This is a genomic window from Oricola sp. (genome assembly GCF_022763245.1).
Lineage (GTDB): Bacteria > Pseudomonadota > Alphaproteobacteria > Rhizobiales > Rhizobiaceae > Oricola.
Genome location: NZ_JALEGV010000028.1, coordinates 144,512 through 161,877 on the forward strand (window position 1 = coordinate 144,512; position 17,366 = coordinate 161,877).

At 66.9% G+C, this 17,366-nt stretch carries 17 protein-coding genes; 6 read left to right on the forward strand and 11 right to left on the reverse strand.

Annotated elements, in window-relative coordinates:
- Nucleotides 1–50 precede the first annotated feature (50 nt).
- Entirely contained in the window at nt 51–677 is a 627-nt protein-coding gene (locus MRY80_RS12735) for a YgjV family protein (protein ID WP_293291397.1), read from the reverse strand.
- Between the two features lie 216 nt (nt 678–893).
- Here MRY80_RS12735 and MRY80_RS12740 point away from each other — a divergent pair, with 216 nt between their 5' ends.
- Complete coding sequence (locus MRY80_RS12740) at nt 894–1,553, forward strand: TetR/AcrR family transcriptional regulator (protein ID WP_293291398.1); 660 nt, start codon at nt 894–896, stop codon at nt 1,551–1,553.
- A 24-nt stretch (nt 1,554–1,577) separates the two neighbouring features.
- On the opposite strand, the gene MRY80_RS12745 is transcribed toward MRY80_RS12740, so the two are convergent.
- The 5 genes from MRY80_RS12745 to MRY80_RS12765 form a co-directional block, all read right to left on the reverse strand.
- Nucleotides 1,578–2,297 (reverse strand): response regulator, encoded by a 720-nt coding sequence (locus MRY80_RS12745; RefSeq protein WP_293291399.1) that lies wholly within the window; start codon nt 2,295–2,297, stop codon nt 1,578–1,580.
- Nucleotides 2,294–4,231 carry an ATP-binding protein gene (locus MRY80_RS12750; RefSeq protein WP_293291400.1) on the reverse strand — a complete coding sequence of 646 codons (1,938 nt, stop codon included), beginning with the start codon at nt 4,229–4,231 and terminating at the stop codon, nt 2,294–2,296. Before MRY80_RS12750 ends, MRY80_RS12745 begins: the two co-directional genes overlap by 4 nt.
- Nucleotides 4,228–5,289 (reverse strand): adenylate/guanylate cyclase domain-containing protein, encoded by a 1,062-nt coding sequence (locus tag MRY80_RS12755; RefSeq protein WP_293291401.1) that lies wholly within the window; start codon nt 5,287–5,289, stop codon nt 4,228–4,230. The genes MRY80_RS12750 and MRY80_RS12755 overlap by 4 nt, the downstream gene beginning before the upstream one ends.
- A gap of 3 nt (nt 5,290–5,292) precedes the next feature.
- The gene (locus MRY80_RS12760; protein WP_293291402.1) at nt 5,293–5,649 is read right to left on the reverse strand and encodes a group 1 truncated hemoglobin; all 357 of its coding nucleotides are present in this window, start codon (nt 5,647–5,649) and stop codon (nt 5,293–5,295) included.
- A 167-nt stretch (nt 5,650–5,816) separates the two neighbouring features.
- The gene (locus tag MRY80_RS12765) at nt 5,817–6,674 is read right to left on the reverse strand and encodes an alpha/beta hydrolase (protein WP_293291403.1); all 858 of its coding nucleotides are present in this window, start codon (nt 6,672–6,674) and stop codon (nt 5,817–5,819) included.
- A 230-nt stretch (nt 6,675–6,904) separates the two neighbouring features.
- Between MRY80_RS12765 and MRY80_RS12770 the strand changes: the two genes are divergently transcribed.
- Entirely contained in the window at nt 6,905–7,063 is a 159-nt protein-coding gene (locus MRY80_RS12770) for a hypothetical protein (RefSeq protein ID WP_293291404.1), read from the forward strand.
- Nucleotides 7,064–7,196: 133 nt separating this feature from the next.
- Here MRY80_RS12770 and MRY80_RS12775 read toward each other — a convergent pair whose 3' ends face one another.
- The 5 genes from MRY80_RS12775 to cysK form a co-directional block, all read right to left on the reverse strand.
- Nucleotides 7,197–8,366 (reverse strand): NAD(P)/FAD-dependent oxidoreductase, encoded by a 1,170-nt coding sequence (locus MRY80_RS12775; protein ID WP_293291405.1) that lies wholly within the window; start codon nt 8,364–8,366, stop codon nt 7,197–7,199.
- A gap of 12 nt (nt 8,367–8,378) precedes the next feature.
- Nucleotides 8,379–9,629 carry an NAD(P)/FAD-dependent oxidoreductase gene (locus MRY80_RS12780; RefSeq protein ID WP_293291406.1) on the reverse strand — a complete coding sequence of 417 codons (1,251 nt, stop codon included), beginning with the start codon at nt 9,627–9,629 and terminating at the stop codon, nt 8,379–8,381.
- Between the two features lie 211 nt (nt 9,630–9,840).
- The gene (locus MRY80_RS12785; RefSeq protein ID WP_293291407.1) at nt 9,841–9,969 is read right to left on the reverse strand and encodes a hypothetical protein; all 129 of its coding nucleotides are present in this window, start codon (nt 9,967–9,969) and stop codon (nt 9,841–9,843) included.
- Nucleotides 9,970–10,037: 68 nt separating this feature from the next.
- Entirely contained in the window at nt 10,038–10,613 is a 576-nt protein-coding gene (locus tag MRY80_RS12790; protein ID WP_293291408.1) for an OsmC family protein, read from the reverse strand.
- Between the two features lie 272 nt (nt 10,614–10,885).
- Complete coding sequence (gene cysK, locus MRY80_RS12800) at nt 10,886–12,388, reverse strand: cysteine synthase A (protein ID WP_346433400.1); 1,503 nt, start codon at nt 12,386–12,388, stop codon at nt 10,886–10,888.
- Between the two features lie 240 nt (nt 12,389–12,628).
- Here cysK and MRY80_RS12805 point away from each other — a divergent pair, with 240 nt between their 5' ends.
- The 4 genes from MRY80_RS12805 (at nt 12,629) to MRY80_RS12820 (ending at nt 17,235) form a co-directional block, all read left to right on the forward strand.
- Nucleotides 12,629–13,870: an MFS transporter gene (locus tag MRY80_RS12805; protein WP_293291409.1), complete on the forward strand. Its 1,242-nt coding sequence runs from the start codon at nt 12,629–12,631 to the stop codon at nt 13,868–13,870.
- A 294-nt stretch (nt 13,871–14,164) separates the two neighbouring features.
- A complete protein-coding gene (locus tag MRY80_RS12810) occupies nt 14,165–15,364 on the forward strand; it encodes an NAD(P)/FAD-dependent oxidoreductase (protein WP_293291410.1) in 1,200 nt (399 codons plus the stop codon).
- Entirely contained in the window at nt 15,352–16,545 is a 1,194-nt protein-coding gene (locus tag MRY80_RS12815; RefSeq protein ID WP_293291411.1) for a GNAT family N-acetyltransferase, read from the forward strand. The genes MRY80_RS12810 and MRY80_RS12815 overlap by 13 nt, the downstream gene beginning before the upstream one ends.
- Before the next feature lie 87 nt (nt 16,546–16,632).
- The gene (locus MRY80_RS12820; RefSeq protein WP_293291412.1) at nt 16,633–17,235 is read left to right on the forward strand and encodes a hypothetical protein; all 603 of its coding nucleotides are present in this window, start codon (nt 16,633–16,635) and stop codon (nt 17,233–17,235) included.
- Nucleotides 17,236–17,366 lie beyond the last annotated feature (131 nt).

The following is a 17,366-nucleotide window of genomic DNA, read 5'->3' on the forward strand; positions in this document are numbered from 1 at the left end:
TGGATTGTCGTGGGAGCGGGCGTCGGCCCGGCATGGGATGTTCGGGTGCTTCAGCTTGCGAACCTCCTTTCTTCCCGCGCGGTCATGAGGGATGCCGCGCGCAGGAGGACGGCGTGGGCGGACGCGACCCGATGCGGGAGGTCGTCCCGTTCGTGGCGGGCGTTCAGTTCGCGGATCAGGGCCGCGAAACCGAGCCCGGCGGATATGATCGCGCCGGCGAGAGCAGGGGCCGCGCCGACGGTCAGGTCGTAGCCGATGCCGAAGGGCGAGGCGGCGACCAGGAAACAGCGCATCGCGAGCGTGTCGCGCTGCATGCGTCCGATCATGATAAGGCAACAGGCCGTCATGGCGAAGAAGGAGGCGATTCCGCTCCAGGTGGCGAAGGAGATCGCGCCCACGACCGGGATGAAGACGAAGCCCATCCGGCGCAGCCAGGGGCGGTCGCCCGCGATCAGCGCGATCAGGGTCTGGGTCGCGCCGACGCTGCACACGCCGACCCCGCTCCAGGCGTCCAGCAGCGCGTAGGACGCGGCGTAGCTGGATCCGATCCCGAGCTGGACCGCGAGGATTTTGCGGCGGCTGCGAAACAGCGGCCATGCAAGTTGGCACATCAGGCCCGCGGCGCCGAAAACGGCTGCCAGGGGCGCGTCCTGGAGAAGCTGGTTTATCCCGTTCATGGCGTCGTCCTCGACCTTTGGGTTCATTCAGAAAGCAGACTTTTTGGTCTGATCTGAACATACTATTTGGTCTGTTATGGGAGCAACGAATTCCGGGTTTCGGTTGTTTCCGGGGCCGAATGTCTTTGTTTCAGATGTTTCAGCAGGCTTGCGGGATGGTTATTTGTCCCGATCTGCGCTATTCATAAACAAACTGAACCGTATGAAATGTGCGCCATGTCACGCAAAGGCCAGCAGACAAAAGAGAAGATCCTGACCACCGCCAGGGATCTCGTCATGCAGAAAGGGTTCGCCGGGACGTCGATCGACGACATCCTGAAGGGCGGTCCCTATTCCAAGGGTCAGTTCTTCCACCATTTCGGGTCCAAGGCGGATCTCGCCACCGAACTGGTGAAGTGGCACGCCGGGCGCGACATCGAGATGTTCCGCACCACGCTGGCCCAGGCGGAAACGCGCAGCGACGATCCGCTCGCCCAGATGATGCTCTTCCTGAAGATGTTCGAACGCTACATCAGCAATGAGAACGAGCCGTCGCTCGGCTGCATGTATGCGGTCTACACCTATGAGAGCATGCAGTTCGACCCCTCGATCCGGGACTTCGTGGCCGACACGCTGCGCGACTGGACCGCGATCTATGTGCGTAAGTTCCAGGAGATCCTGGAGTGTTACGAGCCGGCGCGTCCGGTCACCGCGCGCCAGCTCGCCGAGATGATCGTCTCGATCATCGAAGGGGCGCTTGTGCTGCAGCGTGCCTACGGCAATGTCACGATGACGGCACGGCAGTCAGCCCATTTCCGCGACTATCTCGAACTGCTCTTCGGAACCGACGGCAAGACGAATTCCGGGGAGGAGAAGCGTCTCGGCACCGCCGCCTGACGGTCCGGGCGCGCGCCCGACACCTCAGGTCTCGTCATAGATGTAGCCGATGCCGCGCACCGTGCGGATGACGGTCGGTTTCTGCGGATTAAGTTCGATCTTGCGGCGGATGCGCGAAATGCGGATGTCGATGCTCCGGTCGAACGGATCCCAGGAGCGGTCATGGGCGCCTTCGAGGATCTGGTCGCGGTTCAGAACCCGGCCGCGATTGCGCGCGAACAGTTTCAGCAGGTTGAATTCCATCGAGGTGAGGGGGATTTCCTCGCCGTTCTCGTCGGAGAGCTTGGCGGCCTCGAGATCGAGCCAGGTCTTGCCGAAGCGGAAGCGCTTGGGCTCGTCGCCGGCTTTCGCCCCGCCCTCCTTCGGCGCGGCCGATTTGCGCCTGAGCACCGCCTTGATGCGCGCTTCCAGTTCGCGCAGGTCCACCGGCTTGCCGAGATAGTCGTCGGCGCCGAGTTCCAGGCCGATGACTCGGTCGATGACGTCGCTTGCCGCCGTCAGCATGACGACGGGCAGGTCCTCGCCGCCGCGCAGGCTCTTCAGCACCGACAGCCCGTCTTCGCCCGGCATGTTGATGTCGAGCACGATGAGGTCCGGCGCGTCGGCCTCCACCAGCCCGCGCAATTCGGTCGCGTTGCCGGCCGGCGACACGCGGAAACCGCGTCGTGTCAGGTATTCGGCCAGCATGTCCCGGATGTCGGCCTCGTCGTCGCAGACGAGAATGTGTTGGGCGGTGTCGCTCATGCGCCTTCTCCGGTTTCTTCGAGCATGTGCCGGGCGAGCGCCCGCAGTTCCGACGGCGCGATCGGCTTTTCAAGGAAGGGCCGGCCGGCGCTGTCGAGGAAGCCGCGCGCCGAGGGGCTCATCGTGTCGCCGGTGACGAAGCCGACGCGTATCGCCATCTCGGGCAGTTCGCGCGCGACGATCTCGTAGAAGCCGCGGCCGCCGATGCCCGGCATGTTCAGGTCGCTCAGGACGAGCGCGTAGCGATGGTTGCGGGCCAGCGTCAGGGCGGCTTCGGCGGAATCGGCGTGATCGACGTTGAAGCCGTCGCGCACCAGGATCTCGCGGATGAGTTCGGCGACTTCCGGTTCGTCGTCGACGACCAGGACCCGGGCCGGCGCGTGCTTGCCGTTCTCCGACGCCGCCTCGGCCGCGTTGACCGCCTCGTCCATGGCGACCGGCAGGCGCAGGAGGAAGGTCGCGCCGTCGCCGCGGTCCGGTTCGAGCCGGATCTGGCCGTCATGCGATGTGATCACCCGGTGGCAGAAGGCGAGGCCGATGCCGGTGCCTTTGCCGACGTCCTTGGTGGTGAAGAGCGGGTCGAAGATGCGGCTGCGGATGTCCTTGGGAATGCCGGGCCCGTTGTCGGAGACGCGCATTTCGATCATCCGCGCCGGCTTGTCGTAGCGCGCGGTGATCTCGATGCGGTCGCCGACGCCGGAAGCGGCGATGGCCTGGTCGGCATTGGTCAGCAGGTTGATGATCACCTGCACGAGCTGGTCCGCGTCGCCCATCGTCCAGGGCATTTCGCGCTCGAAATCGACATTGACCGGCACCTGCAGGCCGTTCGCGCCTGCGTTCAGCGCCTCGACGGCGGTCTCGACGGCCTCGCGCAGGCCCATCGGCGCGAGCCGGGCCGGCTGCTGGCGGGCCATCGCCAGGAACGACTTGACGATGCGGGCGCAGCGTTCGGAGGCTTCGGAGATCTTCTCCAGCCGGCGCAGCACGTCGGGATCGGTCGTTTCCTCGCGCAGCATCAGCGCGTGGCCGACGACGACCGACAGCGGGTTGTTGAGCTCATGGGCGACGCCGGCCAGCAATTCGCCGAGCGCCGACATCTTTTCGGACTGGAAGATCTGCTCGCGCTGCTCCGACAGCGTGCGCTGCATCTCGACCTCGCGCGACATGTCGACCGTGCTGGAGACGATCACTTCCTCGCCGCGATAGTCGATCACGCGGGCGGAGACCGAGCAGGGGAAGGTCGAGCCGTCGGGCCGCAGCCCCGTCACCAGCATGTCGTCGACGCGCCCGTCGGGCAGCAGTTCGGTGACGAAATCGGCGCGTTCCTCGCGGCTGGCGAAATGGTCCTGCGAATTGTGCGACGTGCCGAGCAGTTCGGTCGCGGCGGGCGAGCGATAGATGATGTGGCCGTCGCCGATGCGCGACATGATCACGTTGGCGGGGCAGGCCTCCAGCACCTTGCGCAGCAGGATGTCGGCCTGGCGCTCATGTTCCTCGAACTGGCGTTTCTCCGAGACGTCGGACTGGGTGACGACGAAGCCGCCGACGGGCGTCTGGCGCATGGCGATCTCGTGCAGCGCGCCGTTCTGGAGCTCGATCTCCAGCGTCGCGGCCGAGCTGGAACCGATCGCCAGCCGGTTCTCCATCCAGCGCAGCCGGTCGAGCGCGTCCTCCGAAATCGCGCCGCGCAGGCCAAGTTCGCGCAGGATCAATTCCCACTCCATCCCCGGTTCCAGCAGGTCCGCGATCTGCGGGTTGAGCTCGCGATAGACCGAGTTGCAGCGCACCAGCCGGGCGTCCTCGTCGAACAGGGCAAGCCCCTCCGACATCGCCTCGATGACTTCGCGAAGCATGTCGTGCGACGCGCCGCGCGTGTCGGCGGATGCTTCCGTCTCCTCGCTCTTTCTCGTTCGCGCGTCGTATCCGAGGTTCATTGTGCCAATCCGTATCCCGAGTTCTGCTCGGCGATGACGTCCATGCGGAAGATCTCGCCTTCCTCGCCGCCTCCGAGGTCCTTGGTGCCGAGGGATTCGCGGCTGAACTTGGCCTCGATCATCTCGGCGATGGTGGTGTCGGCGGAGATCGTCATCGGCTCGGCATGGGCACGGATGCGCACCGCGCGGGTCACGGCGGGGCCGAAGACGTCGTAGATGTATTTCTGCACGCCGACGACCGAGCCGATCACCGCGCCGGTGGAGATGCCGATGCGGCACTGCCATTTGACGGGGTGGCTGTCGTTGCGCTGCTTGAGATAGCGCAGGAAGCGGACAGCGGCGTTGGCGACCGACATGGCGTGGTCGGGCGCGGCGTCCGGCATGCCCGACACCGTGATATAGGCGTCGCCGATCGTCTTGATGCGCTCGCAGCCGAACTGTTCGCCGATCCGGTCGAAGGCTGAATAGATGTCGTTCAGTTCGCTGACGATGACGCCCGGATCGAGCGTCGCCACCAGCCCTGCGAAATCGCTGAAATCGAGCGTCAGCACCGAGACCGGGTCGTAGAGCCGCGGCGTGACGACGCCGAACGTCTTGTATTCCTCGTAGACCGAGCGCGGCATCATGTTGAGCAGCAGCTTTTCCACCTGCTCCTTTTCGCGCTTGATCTCGCGCGTGTTGCGCTCGACCATCATCGAGTAGGAATCGATCATCGATTCCAGTTCCTTGATGCGGGTGATGTTCTGGCAGACGAGCACCGCGATGCGTTGCCCGCCGTCCAGCGCGCGGTTGAAGTCCATCGCGACGGTCATGGTGCGGCGACGCAGCTTGAACGACGTCTCCGTGGTGTATCGGCCGCCGTCGTTCAGCCCGGCATGCAGGGCTGCGGCGTCGAGGGCGGAGAAGATGTCCGTCAGGCGGGCTTGCGGATCCGGCTCTCCGAACCAGTCTGAAAAAGTGTCGTTGTGAAAGCGGAAGGTCAGCTCCTCGAGGTCGAGGAGCGCGACGCCGACGCCGATCGCGCGCAGGAGCTGTTCATTGATGGCTTCGATCGACATCGGTCAGTCCACCACCAGGTTCCGGCGCTGGTCGAACGCCTTGACCACCGCCTCGATGTCGTCGGGCTCCATGCCGTGATCGGCGAGCGTTTCGGCGAGGATGGTGGCCAGCGAGTCGAAATGGCGCGTGTGGATCGCCAGGTGGCGGTGCATCTTGGCGATCTGGTCGTCGGTGTAGGAGGCCGGGCCGCCGAGCAGCGACGACACGAACTTGGTCTGGTGGTCGACGATCCGCGCCATGTCGACCTCATCGAAGAACGGTCCGACCTCGTCGTCGTCGAGCAATCGGTCGTAGAGATCGAGAACGATGCGGCTGACCTTCGAGAAGCCGCCATATTTCTGGAAGAGCGTCTGTTCCATTACTTGGATTTCCTGTTCAAATCGGACGCCGCTGCCTCGGGCGGCGCGCCCGTCCCTCCTGAATGCCCCGAAAAGTCTGCCCATGCTTGTTACGTCAGGCAAGCAGAAAGGGTGTCTGCACGTCATTGAATGACGTAGAGGAAGAGGTACGGGCGGCGACGCCTGCGTCATGCGGCCTCGCAATAGTGGTGGCGGCACGCGCGGGCTTCGCGCCGTTCGGCGGCCTGCACGTGACGGGCGATCATCGGGTCGATCACATGCGGATCGGTCAAGGGCGCCATGTGGCCGGCATCCGCGATCTCGGCCAGTTCGGCCGTCGGCAGATGGCGCGCGAGGCGCTCGGTCAGGTGCTGCGTCACGGCCGGCGACTGGCGGCCGGTGACCGCGAGGACCGGGCAGGCGATCTGCGCGTAATCGGCAAATGTCGCGCGTTCCGACGCGATCGCCGTGAAGTCGGCGATCACCTGCGGCAGCGTCGTCAGCAGCTTGTCGCGCAGGCCCTGGCTGGTGGACGCCCATGCGCCGTCGCCGTTCCAGAAATCGATGAAGCGGGCCATGGCGGTGTCGTCGTCGCCGGTCGCGCGGTCGGCGCGCATCGCATCCGCCACGGCGGCGAGCGGGTTCAGGTAGGGCCGGTCGGCGAGGTCTTCCGCCAGAAGGTGAAAGGCGGCCGGTTCGATCACGACGAGGCTGCGCACCATGTGCGGCATCGTCTGCGCGACCTTCAGCGCCACAGCGCCACCGAAGGAGTGGCCGACGAGATGGAACGGTTCTCCGATCTCCCGGAAGACGGCGGCAAGGCGCGTGACCATGGCCGGCAGGCTCATCTGGGCGGCGGCGAGCGGGGCGGACTTTCCGTATCCCGGCAGGTCCGGCCGGACGACCCGGTGGCGCCCGGCGATGTAGCCGGTGAGGCTTTCCCACTGGTATCCGGACGAAGCCGAACCGTGGAGCGCCACGACCGGCGCGCCCGCGCCGTCGGCGCGGAAGTGTATCAAGCTGTTCTGGTGTTCAACGAATGGCATCGGTTTTTCCTCCCGTCTGCGGGAATGGCGTGTTTGATGGCCAAGTCGTATGGTTCGCGCGTTTCAGACGCGTGTCCCGAAAAGGGGCTGAATGTTTCAAATGTTTCAGCGCCCGCCACGCCGGCGGCGAAACAACTGAAACGCAGGCGGGGGTGCGGCGAAATCCGCCTGAAACGGCGGCTTGAGATTGTCTGTCCATCGGAAAACGAACCAATGGAGACGAAACCATGATGAACCAGATCCGCAATGCCATCCGCCGCGCCGACGAACGTGCTCGCCACCGCCGGGAATATGAAATGCTGCTGCAGAGCGGCGACCAGATGTTCCGCGACATCGGCGTCCAGCGCGCCGACGTCGAGCGGATGCACCGCAAGGTCAGCCTGTTCTAGGCGCCCTGGCAATCAACCGCAAAGCCCGCCGGAAACGGCGGGCTTTTTTGTGCCCGGATGGCCGTGACACGAAAAAGCGCCGGGGTTTTGCCCCGGCGCTTTCGGTTCTTTGAGGAGGGCCTTGTCGTGTCGGTCACGCGGCGCGCGGTTCGGCGGCGAAGGACGCGGCCATCCAGTCCTGCTCGTCCTTCATCACCTTGTTCAGCCTGAAATGCAGCCGCTTGACCTCGTCCATGCTCCAGTCGAGCGAGGCGATGCGCTCGGTCACGTCGAACATGCCGCGTGACAGCGCGTCGCGCGTCTCCTGGTAGCGGGCGAGGCCGGACGGACCTGAGGCGACGGCGCGCGCCAGGATCTCGGCGTCGCGCAACGCGTCGGTGATGCCGTGCGCGGTGCTCTGGTCCTTGAAATAGCCGGCGTCGCCCACCAGCGCCCAGCCCGGCCCGGCCGCGCGGCGCAGATGGCCGTGATGGCCGACGAAGCCGATGGGACGACGATCGAGCTTCGCCGGCGCGAGCCGGGCGGCGAGATCGGGAAAGACGTCGTCGGCGAGGCCGCGCAGGCCCGCTTCCAGCCGGCCGCGGATCTGTTCGAGATAGGTGAGGCGGGGCATCGACACGAAGACGCAGGTCTGGCCGTTGTTCGTCGGAATGGCGCCCGCGGCGTAGCCCGGCGTGAAATACCAGCGGTTGCCGTGATCGGGAATGCCGTCGAAATATCCGTAGACGACGGCCGTGGCATGCTGCGCGCGGCGCTGCACCTCGGCGCCGGCGAACCGGGCGACGGAGGATTGCTTGCCGTCCGCGCCGATGACGATGTCGGCGCTGACCGGCACGGTCTCGCCATCGCCGGTGTCGATGACCGCACCCCGGACCCTGCCGTCGGCACCCGTCAGGAGGCCGCGCAGGGACATCTCGAAGCGTGTGTCGACCCCGGCCGCCTCGGCGGCGTCGGCGAGAATGGAATCGAGGACGTAACGGCGCGGCGCGTAGAGCGCATCGACGCCGTGCGAGGGCTGGATGTCGAGATCGACCGCCTCGTCGCCATAGATGAAGCTGGTCTTGCGGATCGCGGGCGTGCCGGCGTCGATCACCTTGTCGAGCAGGCCCCACGACGAGAGCTGCATCACGGCGCCGCGCATCAGCGCATGCGTGGACAGCGTGTCGGTGCCTCTGCGATCGCGATCGATCATCAGGACGCGGGCGCCCTGGCGGGCGAGCAGCATCGCCGTGGCGGCGCCGGCGCAGCGCGCGCCGACGACGATGGCGGTGTAATGGGGCGCGAACGGCTTTGCGTACGGCATGGGGGTTTCCTTTCAGGCGGCTTTTTCGGAGCGGGGATTGAGGTGACGCGCGATGTCGACGACGAGCTCCTCGGCGTCGCGGCCGACGCCGTCGATGAATGTCGAGGACCGGCGACGCATGAAGGGCAGGCCGAGGGCGAACAGGCCGGGGACCGGCGTCACGCCGCCCGCGTTGCGGATCTCGCCCGCCTCGTCCAGAACCGGCACGTTCAGCCAAGGATAGGTGCGGCGGTAGCCGGTCGCCCAGATCACGGTGCGGATGCCGGTGGCGCGCAGGTCGAGACGGGTCAGGCCGTAGCCGACGTCATGCGGCTGCGCCCATGCGGCGGGGTCGTGCGGGGCGTCGATCCCGGCCTCGGCGACATAGGCGTCGATGCGCGCCAGGAGCTTGCGCCGCCGGTTTTCGGCCGAGGCGGTCTGCTGCGGCAGGTCGGGGGCGATCGCCACCGATGCGCCGTTGACGGCGAGCGCGCGTCCGATGACGCGGACGCCGCGCGCGGCCAGCCGAGGCAGGTCGAGCGACCGGTGATCGGGATGACCGATCAGTTGCAGCGACGGCTGGCGGTTCACCCGGTCGCTGCTGTCTTCGGGCGAGCGCCGCTCGTCGAGGAAGCCGCATGCGTCGAGCCAGGCCATGATGTCGCGGCCGCGATAGCTGCGCGGCACGCGGACATGACGTCCGGCGGCGACGGTGACCGGACGGCCCGTGCGGTGGATCTCGTCGGCGAGCTGCACGCCCGTGGCCGACGCGCCGACGACGAGAACGCCGCCCGCCGGCAGGTCGTGCGGCCGGCAGTAGCGCTCGGGCACGATCTGCTCGACGCCCTTGGGCAGGTCGGCGGCTATGGCGGGCACCACGGGCCGGTCGCATGCGCCCGTCGCGACGACGACGGCGCGGGCGATCCAGTCGCCGCGGTCGGTGCGCACATGATAGGCCGCGCCGACGCGCGACACGTCGAGGACGCGGGTCTGCGCCTGGACCGGTGCGGCGAAGGACGAGCCGTAGGTTTCGAGAAGGCGGACGAGCTCGCCGCGGCGCATGAAGCCGTCGGGATCGTTGCCGGCATAGCGATGGCCGGGAAGCCGCGTCATCCAGTTGGGCGTCAGCAGCCTGAGCGATTTCCACCGCTCCGACCGCCACCGCTCGCCGACTTCGCCGCGCTCGATGACGACATGCTCGATGCCGGCCGAGGCGAGGCAATGGCTCATCGAGAGACCGGCCTGGCCGGCGCCGACAATGAGCACGTCAATATGTTGGGCCACTTGAATTCTCCATCGTTTTTCCTGGGGGACGAAAGGGCCTGTCCCCGAACTTGAGGCGAAGCTAACAAGTGCCTGTTTCAGCTCGGCTTCCGGCTTTCGGATTTCAGGTTTCATTTGTTTCCGGAGGGGTGTTGCGCGGGGCATGAAAAAGGCCCGCTCCGGGGGTGCCGGGCGGGCCGTTTTCGGCGGCGCGTCGGTCTGCGCGCAGACGTCAGCGACGCGGACCGGTGTAATGGATCGAGCTGCGAGCCGTGCCGGTCAGATAGGGGTAGTGCAGGCGTTCGAACTGGGTCCTGATGCGTTCCGGGTTCGCCGGCCTGCGGGCTGCGATGGCCGTCATGATCGTGTCCTTTCGTGTTTCAGGCGGTGCGGCGGACGGGAGGGGGACCGTCCGCCGCCAGCGCGGGATCAGCCTGCGTCGACGCCGACCGTGACCGGCAGGCCGTTGGTCAGCATGTCGAAGACGGCCGAGCGCGAGACCGACTGGTCGACAACCTGGCGCAGCTTGTCGGCCGACGCGTCGCCCTGGATCTTCACGTTCATGCGGATGGCGCCGAAGCCGTTGCGGACGCTGTCGTCGAGGCCGAGCATGCCCAGCAGGTTGGCGTCGGCTTCGAGCGACGTTTCAACCGAGTCGAGCTTGATCTGACGTGCGGACGCGATGTTGCCGATGCCGGCGGTGATGCAGGCGGAGAGCGCCGCGAGAAGCAGTTCCGGCGGGGTCGGGGCGTTGTCGCCGCCGCACAGGACAGCCGGGTGATCGGCTTCGACGACGAAGTCGTTGCCGCGGCCCTGTTCGGCGCCGGCGCCGAAATAGCCGTTGATGCGGGTGGCGGTGTGGGTGCCGTTCAGCCATTCGCCATTGGCGCGGAAGGTGAACTTGGCGAGGTCGCGGTGTTCGCTGACGGCGCCGATCGTGCCGAGAAGCGTCGGGACGTCGACGCCGTTGATTGCGACCTTGGCGGGTTTCACGGGAGCGTTCATTGTCATTTCCTTTCAGAGGTTGAGGTCTGCCGGTCGGGCAGGGTTCGCTTGGGTTTCGAAGTGGTCGGCGGGGCGGGGGAGAGTGTCGGTATCCGCTGTTTCCCTTCGACTGGTGACAGTTCTAGAAGGGGCGTGTTTCAGTCCGATACCGCGCCACGGCCCCCTGCGTTTCGATTGTTTCGGCCTGCGTTTCAAAGCCTGTTGCGGCCAAGTCCGGACATGAAAAAACCCCGGCAAAGCCGGGGTTTAGGAGAACTTCGCGATCTTCTGCGTCAGCGCGGATGCACCCATTTGGGCAGGAACTCGTAGGGGTCGCCCGCGACGCTTTCCAGGTAGCCGACATTGATGTCTTCAAGCATCGATTGCAGCCGGCCCTCGCGGAAATAGTCGAAGGTCTCCGTGCAGCCGCCGACATGCTTGCCGCCGATGAAGACCTGCGGGATCGTCGGCAGACCGGTCCTGGCATGCAGGGCCACGCGCAGGTCGCCGCCCATGTTGTCCTTCTGCCAGGCGACCGAGTCGAGATCGACGGACTTGTAGGGGATGTTGCGGCTGGCGAAGAACTTCCGAAGCGCCCAGCAGAACTCGCACCATTCGAGCGCGAACATCACGACCGGCTCGTCGTCGTCATGGGTCAGCGCCTCCAGCCGTTCCACCGCTTCCGGCTTCGGCTGCGGGCCCGGCGCGGGTGCCGCGGCGGGTTGGGCGGCCTGCGGCGCGGGCGCCGGCGCGCCGATGCGGAAGTTCGGGGTCGAGGCGGCGATGTCCTGTTCCTCGTCGCTCATCGTCTCGACCACATGCTCGAACAGCGGCGTGGAGAGATAGCGTTCGCCCGTGTCGGGGATCATCGCCAGGATCGTCGAGCCGGGCTCGGCGCGTTCGGCGACCTGCAGTGCACCCGCCAGCGTCGCGCCGCCGGAGATGCCGCAGAAGATGCCTTCCTGGATGGCGAGCTGGCGCGAGAGGTGCAGCGCCTGCTTGCCGTCGATCGGCACCACATGGTCGACGTCGCCGCCCGAGAACGCGTCATTCGTCAGCTTCGGGATGAAGTCCGGCGCCCAGCCCTGCATCAGGTGCGGGCGGAACATCGGATGGCTCTCGGCAGCGGTGCCGTCGTCACGATAGGCCTGCTGGATGCCGCTGCCGATCATCGGCGCATTGTCGGGTTCGCAGGCGACGATCTTGGTGTCGGGGCGGTGCTGCTTCAACACGCGCGACACGCCGCGCAGCGTTCCGCCGGTGCCGAAGCCGGAGACCCAGTAGTCGAGGCGGCGGCCTTCGAAGTCGGCGAGGATCTCCTGCGCCGTGGTGGTCGAATGGATGTCGGGATTGGCCTCGTTCTCGAACTGGCGGCAGAGGAACCAGCCATGCTTGTCTGCCAGCTCCTTGGCCTTGGCGACCATGCCGGTGCCCTTCGCGGCGGCCGGGGTCAGCACGACGCGGGCGCCGAGGAAGCGCATCAGCTTGCGGCGCTCCACGCTGAAGCTCTCGGCCATGACGATGACCAGCGGATAGCCCTTCTGGGCACAGACCATCGCCAGGCCGATGCCGGTGTTGCCGCTCGTGGCTTCCACGACCGTCTGGCCGGGCTTGAGCGCGCCGGACTGTTCGGCGGCCTCGATGATGCCGAGCGCGAGGCGGTCCTTGACGGACCCCAGCGGGTTGAAGGCCTCGAGCTTGACGAAGAGATCGACGCCCTCGGGCGCCAGCTTGTTGATGCGCACGACGGGCGTGCCGCCGATGGTTTCGAGAATGGTGTTGTGCGGTCCGGCCATGACGGAACTCCTGGGATAGCGGTTTGCGGATGGCCGGAAACTACCGGGAGGGGCGGCGCGGCTATAGGCGCATTCGGGTTGCAAATGTTTCGATTGTTGCCGGCGCCCCCGCCGCCGCGAAGCAATCGAAACCCGATCGCCAAACCGGCGACATCGCCCGGAAACGCTCCACCGTCAGGCTCTGCGCATCTTGAATCACGGCGCAGGCACGACCCTGCCGCCCGCAGCGGAGCAGAAAAGATGACAATCGCAACGACACTCGACCGGCCCTCCGGCCCGAACGCCCTCGATCGGGTCGCCGGCGGCGGCGTCAGGGCCGCGCTCGGCGCCACCATCGGCATGGCGACGGGCTTCGGCTCGCTTGCCCTGATCTCCGTCTTCATCAGCCCGCTCCAGGGCGAGTTCGGATGGTCGAAATCGGAACTCAGCACCTGCTACACGCTGGCGGCCGTCGGCATGGCCGTCGGCGGCATGGTCTGGGGCAGGGTGTCCGACCGGATCGACATCCGCTACCTGCTCGCCTCCGGCGGCCTGTTCCTCGTTCTGCCGCTCTTTGTGATGTCGATGGCGACGGCGCTCTGGCACTTCTATGCGGCGCATCTCGTCCTCGGCATCGCCGGTTTCGGCTGCCTCTACGCGCCGCTCGTCTCTGCCTCCGGCGAATGGTTCGACAGCCGGCGCGGCCTGGTCATGGGGATCGTCACCGCCGGCGGCGCGCTCGGGCAGGGCATCATGCCGTTCGCCGCCGAAAGCCTCATCGCCGGCCTCGGCTGGCGCGAGGCCTTCGTCGCGCTGGGCCTCGCGGTGCTCGCCCTGCAGTCGGTGATCTGGATGCTCGTGCGCCGGCGCCACGGCAACGCGGTCGCACCGGCCCGGACGGGCGGCCCGGCAAGCGGCGGCGTCTTCTCGCGGCCGCGCCTGCTGGCGCTCGCGCTGGCGGCCTTCCTGTGCTGCGCCTGCATGGGCGTGCCGCTGATCCATCTCGCGGGCTTCGTCAGCTCGGTCTGCGGCTCCACCTCCTTCGGTGCCACCAGCCTGCTCGTCGCGATGGTGTTCGGCGCGGTGGGGCGCGTCTGCTTCGGCATGGTCGCCGACCGATGGGGCAACCTGTTTGCCTATGCCTGCGCCTCGGCGATGCAGACGGCCTGCATCCTCGTCTTCCCGATGCTGCAGTCGGAACTGTCGATCCTCGCCATGTCGGCGCTGTTCGGTTTCGGCTTTGCCGGCAACATGACCTGCCTGATCCTGTGCGTGCGCGACGAGGCGCCCGCGAGCGGCTTCGGCGCCGCGATCGGGCTGGTGATGTTCATCGCCTGGGCGGGCATGGGGCTCGGCGGCTATCTGGGCGGCGCGATGTTCGACCTGACGGGCGCCTACAGTCTCGCCTTCCTCGCCTCGGGCCTGTTCGGCGTGGCCAATCTGGCCGTGCTGGCGCTCCTCGGTCTGAACCTCGGCGCGATGCGCCGGCCCCGCATGGCGTAATTCGATTGCTCACCTGCAAGATGAGAAGGCCGTCATATCATGCTGAAAAATAACGCATTCGATTGAGCGATCGAACGCCACATGAAGCCAGCGGCGCCGCCTTTGCGGCGCCGATCTGGTTTCGGGAGCCGGTCGCATCCGGCACGGCCGATTGCCATCGAATGCCTCGCATTTTATGCAATCCGTCAACACGCCGTTTACCAGCTTCGCGGTTCGCGCGGCGGAATGCCCGTTTCGGTCCTCCAATTAGTTGCCAGTTAAGCGCGACATGCCAGATGTCGCATGTGTTCAACGGTGACGGACAAGACGGCGATGCATCGGTATGATGTGGCGATCATTGGAGCGGGCTCGGCCGGATCCCTGGCGGCGGCCATGCTGGGCCGTGCCGGCTATTCGACCTGCCTTGTCGATCCGCTCGCCCGCGCCAACCCGGAGTTCCGGGCCGAAAAGCTCGAGCACGCGCATATCGAGGCGCTGAGCGAGGCGGGGTTCCTGGACCAGGTCGCCCAGGCCGGCCGGCGCTACGACACGATCTGGGTCGCCAGGCAGGGCCACCTTGTCGAGAAGCGCCCCTCGGTCGAATACGGCATGGATTACGCCGCCATGGTCGACGCCATGCGCGACATGGTTCCCGACACCGTCACCTTCGTCAACGACAAGGTCGTCGATGCGCAATTGGGCGAGGCCGGATCGAGCCTGGTTCTCGGTGACAATTCGACGATCGAGGCCCGGCTCGTCGTCGCCGCGACGGGGCTCAACGCCAGCCTGCTGACGGCGCTCGGCATCGGCCGCCGCACCGCCGCCAAGTGCCATTCGATCTCGATCGGCTTCGACGTCAAGCCCGTCGGGCGCGACCGGTTCGACTTCGATTCCCTGACCTATTTCGGCGAGCATCCGCGCCACCGCGTCGCCTATTTCACGATCTTCCCGATGCCGACGCGGCTGCGCGGCAATCTCTTCGTCTATCGCGACAAGGGCGATCCCTGGCTCGGCCGGTTCCGCGAGGATCCCGTCACGCTGCTGCACGAATGCATGCCGCGCCTGCGCCGCCTGACCGGCGAGTTCGAGGTGCTCGACATGCCGAAGCTGCGTCCCGTCGACCTGGTGAACGCCGTCGATTACGAGCGGCCCGGACTGGTGCTGATCGGCGACGCCTGGTCGACGGCCGATCCTGTCAGCGGCACCGGCGCGAGCAAGGCGATGGTGGACGCCGTGCGCCTGTGTGCCGATCACGTGCCGGGCTGGCTTGCCGCGGACAGCATCCCGGCGGCGCGGATCGCCGAGTTCTACGCCAATGAGCGCAAGCGCGCGTCCGACGCCCATTCGCGCAGCGTCTCGCTCAACGCCAGGCGGCTTGCGCTGGAGACCGGGCCGGCCTGGACCGCCTATCGCTGGCTGCGTTTCGCCGGGTCCAGGGGCCGTGGCCTGATGACGGACCTGTTCAAGCCCAAGCCGTCGGATGGCGGCGCGGCGAGGCCGCAATGGCAACCGTAACCCTGACGGGCGACCTCGAGGTCGATCACGCGGCGCGCGCGCCGGCGGGTTTCGAGTGGGCGGGCCACCAGGTCGCCCTGCAGACCAGCCTTGCCGGGCTGGAGGCCGATTGGCGCGCGCTGGAGGCGGGCGGCACCGTGTCGCTGTTCCAGGGCTGGGACTACGTCTCCAAATGGGTCCGCATCGCCGCGACGGCGAGCGGCGAGGAGCCGGTCTTCGCGGTCGGGCGCCGTGACGGCGTCATCTCCTTCATCCTGCCCGTGGCCGTCACGCGGCTCGCGGGCGTGAAGCTTCTGTGCTGGCTCGGCCAGTCGCATTCCAATTACGGCATGGGCCTCTTCGCCGACGAGGCGTTCGAGACGGCGAGCGTCTGGCCGGTGGAAGGCCTCGTCACGGAGATCGCCCGCCGGGTCGGCGCGTCGATCGTGCATCTCGACCGGCAGCCAACGCGCTGGGCGGGCCGCGACAACCCGTTCGCCACCGGAAGCCGCACGAGTGTGACGGCCAACGACACCTTCGTGCTGGCGCTGGAAGAGGATTACGACACGCAATACCGGCGCCTGTTCTCCGGCCGCACCGTGTCGGGGATCAAGCGCAAGCAGCGCAAGTTGGAAAAGGAATGCGGCGCGGATTTCGCCGAACCGGAGGAGACGGAAGCGCGCCGCGCGTCGATGGACTGGTTCTTCGACGAAAAGCGCCGCCAATTGTCCGCCACAGGCCGGTCGAGCCCGTTCGAGCCGAAGCATGTGCGCGATTTCTACCATGCGCTGGCCGCCGACGACCGCGCCTTCGTCGTCGACGAACTGGCGTCCGGCACCGACCGCATCGCCGTGGCGATGAGCGCGCGGCACGGGCGGGCGGAATATCTCCTCAACACCGTGCATGCGGGCGGCGAATGCGCGAAATATTCGCCCGGCCTCCTGCTGCAGCATCGCATCATGGCGCGGGCACATGCGGCGGGCATGCGCGTTTACGATTTCGGCCCGGGCGCGTTTTCCTACAAGCGCGACTGGGAGCCCGACGTCGTGCCGCTGCGCGCGCGCACCCATCTCGTCAATCCGGTCGCTCTGGCCCATTACCTCGCCCTGACGCTCGGCGTCGCGGCGAAGGCCGCCATCAAGCGCAACGAGCGCCTGTCGGGGCTTGTCGACCGCCTGCGCATGGCGATGTCGCGCGGGTAGGCGGCCGGACGCCGGCATTTCCTTTGCCGGCCCCCTCGAAATTGTGTAGCCAGATGGCAGGCCGGTCGTCGCGCCCCGGAGGAGGTCATGCCCATGTCACGCCTGTTTCTCGCCGCCCTGTGCGCCTCGGTCGCCGTGCTGCCCGCCGCCGCCGAAACCTGCGAGGAGACGTTCGTGCGCCTGCTCGTCGGGGGCAATTCGGTCGGTCCGGTGAAGATCCACGTCACCCAGCAGATCGCCGGCGCGCCGGCCTCCACCAACTGGTCCTACCAGGTTACGCCGGATCACTGGATGACCGAGGTCATCGAGCCGGCCGGCCAGCCCTGGGTGCTGGCCTATGCCGACGTGATGTACACCTCGGCCGACAAGGGCGCGACCTGGACGAAGCTGCGCGACATCGACAGCGCGGGCAATGCCGACGGCGCGAAGGAAGCCATGGCGGAGAACGCGGCGACGACGCGCAACGCCGTGTGCGGTGAGGAAGAGCTCGACGGCGTCACCCTCCAGACGGTGGCAGCCGATTTCGACATGCTGCAGAATTTCAGGACCGAGAACCACCACGCATACTGGGTCGATCCGGACGGCTTCATCGTCAAGGCGGTCTACGAGATGAAGGCGTCGAATTTCCATAGCGTCACGACGCAATTGATCGAGCGGGCGCCCGACCTGTCGCTGCCGATGCCGCAATAGGGCCGGCAGTCGCCCGGCAGTCACCCGGCAGAATCCTCAAAACGAGGCGCTCAGCCGCGCCGTGGCCTGTCCGCCCAGCGTCTCCTCGCCGAAAAAGCCGGTGACGTTGACCGCGAGCTGCGCGCTCGGCC